Origin of the sequence: Longimonas sp. (genome assembly GCF_046498435.1) — a bacterium.
Taxonomy (GTDB): Bacteria; Bacteroidota; Rhodothermia; order Rhodothermales; family Salinibacteraceae; genus Longimonas.
This window is the reverse complement of sequence record NZ_JAWOAR010000080.1, coordinates 1-2,691: the sequence shown is the minus strand read 5'-3', so window position 1 is coordinate 2,691 and position 2,691 is coordinate 1. Positions and strand designations below refer to the sequence as shown.

Below are 2,691 nucleotides of genomic sequence, written 5' to 3'. Positions count from 1 at the left end.
GTGACACTCAAACAGAGGAAGAGTTTGATCTCCGTGCAGATGAACCGTTCACCTTCAATCTCCCTGCAGAAACGGACTGTAGCAGCACACAGCAAAATATGAGAGCTGAGTTGAAAGAAAGCTTTCACACACCTGAGATTGTCCGCCACAACAGCGAAGACGGAAGCACCCCCGACATCCGCTTCACCCTCACCATCGACCCCGACGCTGGGCCGCTGCCGGTGGAACTGAACAACTTCGGTGGGCAGTCGGATGGGCAGGATGCACTCATCGAGTGGAGTACCGCCAGCGAGACAGACAACGCGGGCTTCGACGTAGAGCACAAAGCGCCCAACGCCGAGAGCTTCGAACGCCTCTCGTTCGTGGAAGGCGCCGGCACCACCGATGAACCGCAGTCGTACAGCTTCCGCGCCAGCGACCTGGAAGCCGGTACGCACACGTTCCGCCTGCGTCAGGTGGACCTGGATGGCGACGAGACGCTCTCCGATCCCATTGAAGTGGAGATCGGCCTGAACGGCGAATACGAACTCTCCACCTATCCAAATCCGGTGAGCGATCAGGCCACCGTGCAGTTTGCGGTGCAAGAGTCACAGCCGGTCACCATTGAGGTGTACAACACGCTCGGACAGCGCGTGCGTACGCTCCTCGATGAGAATGTGGAGGGCGACACGATGCGTGAAGTGACGCTCAACGCGAACGACCTGGCCAGCGGGCTCTACATCGTGCGCATGCGCGGCGAGAGCTTCAGCACCACGCAGAAGGTTACAGTCGTGCGGTAAGCGCATCACACGATCATCACGATCCCAACCCGCCGGTGAGGTGCCCCCTCATCGGCGGTTTGTTTGTTGGATGGGGGCTTGCATGTGCTCGCATACCCATTCGGGGACGAGCATGATGTATGCAGGCAACCGTAGGGACACGGCGCGCCGTGTCCCTACCTATTGGTTGAATGGGGGATGCTGGGCACCAGAAGCTGGCGTTGAGATCCTTTAGGACCGCAAATCGAACGTCCCTCAACTGCCCTTCTCCCCCAGGGACGCAAGCCGGTCCGGCGAAGGGAGCACCTTTTAGGTCAAGTCATGCCGGCCTCGGCGCCAGGAGCCAGGCTCATCAGTAGTGCGGTACGGGAACGTCCCGCGCTGGAGATGCACAGCGCGCACCAATGCGGATCATACGAACTTCAACTTCCTCATGCTACACATCGCGCTGCATCTCGTCGTCCCACTGATCGTAGCATATGTGTTCTACCCCAGGCATTGGAGGCGCGCTGCGATCGTCCAGTTAGCTACAATGATCGTGGATGCCGACCATCTGCTGGCAACGCCGATCTACGACCCCGCACGCTGCTCAATCGGGTTCCACCCGCTGCACACGACACCTGCGATCGTGGTTTATGCGCTGCTGTTTGCCGTCCCACTGCTGTTCATGAGTCACTCCGAAGACGAGGCAGCCCCCACAGTCCGCATATTGCACTGGATTGGACTGGGTCTGCTCATCCACATGGCGCTCGACGCGCTGGATTGTGTGGTGTGATCATGTGTGGGCAGTGAACCCTTTCGTGCAGTATGATACGAATGCCAAGTGGGGCGCGTCCATGCAGATCCCGTGCAGCACGTGGCACAGCCTACACGTCCAGAGAACGATCGTCGTCGAAGAGAGCCGCAAGGGAGGTGAGGGTCAGATCGGGGACGGGACTGACTTCCGTATCCCCCAAACGCCCCGACGGATGTGCCATAAGGATGCTCGCGATGCCCGCACGGTGGGCGCCCCGAATGTCGGTATCCGGGTTGTCGCCGATCATCACGAGGCGGGTGCCGGGCGCACATGCAGCGCGCACCACATCGAACATCAGCGGCTCGGGCTTCCCGGCAATGGTTGCCTGCACGCCGGTGGCAGCTTCAAGGGCTTGAATGAGGGCCCCGGCGCCGAGTCCGCGGCCCGAAGGCGTCGGAAACGACGTATCGGGATTGGTGCCCACAAACCGCGCACCGCTGCGGATGTGGTCCATTGCGCGCTGCAAGTCGAGATACGTGGTGGCGCGATCGGCCCCCACGATAACAGCCTCCGGGGTTGCGTCCGTGAGCGTAAGCCCCTCGTTGGCACATGCCGCGCGGGCCCCATCGCTGCCCACGACATCGACCTGCGTAACCCCCTGCTGCGCCAGAAAGCGTGCCGCCGCCCAGCCCGACGTAACGATGTGCTCTATGCTGATTGCAAGATCGGCGGCCTGAAACCGATCGACCAAGGCCTGGCGCGAGAGGCGCGGGTTGTTCGTAAGGATGCGGATCGCCGCGCCCCGGTCAAGTAGCCGCCGCATCGCCGTAATGGATTCTGGGAGGGGCTCGTCGCCCAGGTAGAGCACGCCATCCAAATCAAGAAGAAAGACGTCGAACTGATCTGCAATCATGGGGCCACGGAGAAACGGTCAGGGGAGGATACGCGGGGGATGCAAGCGGAGCCAAAAGCGTTCGGCACAAGGTACCGGAAGTCTGCGGGACAGGCGCTCCGGCTAAGAGCCTGTTTGGGGTTCTCTCCCTTTTTCGGGAGGTAGATGGCGGGTGGTTAGACAGAAGGAGTTGAGCCGACAACGCGTCTCCTTATTATCGGGTGCAGGTTTTGCCCCAGGACGGAGCGTATGTAAAGATCAAGTTTCTGACCCTTCCCCGGGACCAGGTTGCTCAGCCCCTGAAG

Annotated in this window: 3 protein-coding genes; 2 read left to right on the top strand and 1 reads right to left on the bottom strand. The window is 60.9% G+C overall.

Going from position 1 to position 2,691, the window contains the following annotated elements:
- Positions 1-98: 98 nt before the first annotated feature.
- Together R6U20_RS03545 and R6U20_RS03540 are read left to right on the top strand one after the other, a co-directional pair.
- Positions 99-779, top strand: a complete 681-nt coding sequence (locus tag R6U20_RS03545) for a T9SS type A sorting domain-containing protein (RefSeq protein ID WP_410336492.1) — start codon at positions 99-101, stop codon at positions 777-779.
- Positions 780-1,191: 412 nt separating this feature from the next.
- Entirely contained in the window at positions 1,192-1,533 is a 342-nt protein-coding gene (locus tag R6U20_RS03540) for a DUF6122 family protein (RefSeq protein WP_410336491.1), read from the top strand.
- A gap of 91 nt (positions 1,534-1,624) precedes the next feature.
- Here R6U20_RS03540 and R6U20_RS03535 read toward each other — a convergent pair whose 3' ends face one another.
- Complete coding sequence (locus tag R6U20_RS03535) at positions 1,625-2,407, bottom strand: HAD-IIA family hydrolase (RefSeq protein ID WP_410336490.1); 783 nt, start codon at positions 2,405-2,407, stop codon at positions 1,625-1,627.
- Positions 2,408-2,691 lie beyond the last annotated feature (284 nt).

What these genes read in the sequence shown, in the direction of transcription:
- R6U20_RS03545 (WP_410336492.1), top strand. Translation starts at nt 99, where the DNA reads ATGAGAGCTGAGTTGAAAGAAAGCTTTCACACACCTGAGATTGTCCGC.
- R6U20_RS03540 (WP_410336491.1), top strand. Translation starts at nt 1,192, where the DNA reads ATGCTACACATCGCGCTGCATCTCGTCGTCCCACTGATCGTAGCATAT.
- R6U20_RS03535 (WP_410336490.1), bottom strand. Translation starts at nt 2,407, where the DNA reads ATGATTGCAGATCAGTTCGACGTCTTTCTTCTTGATTTGGATGGCGTG.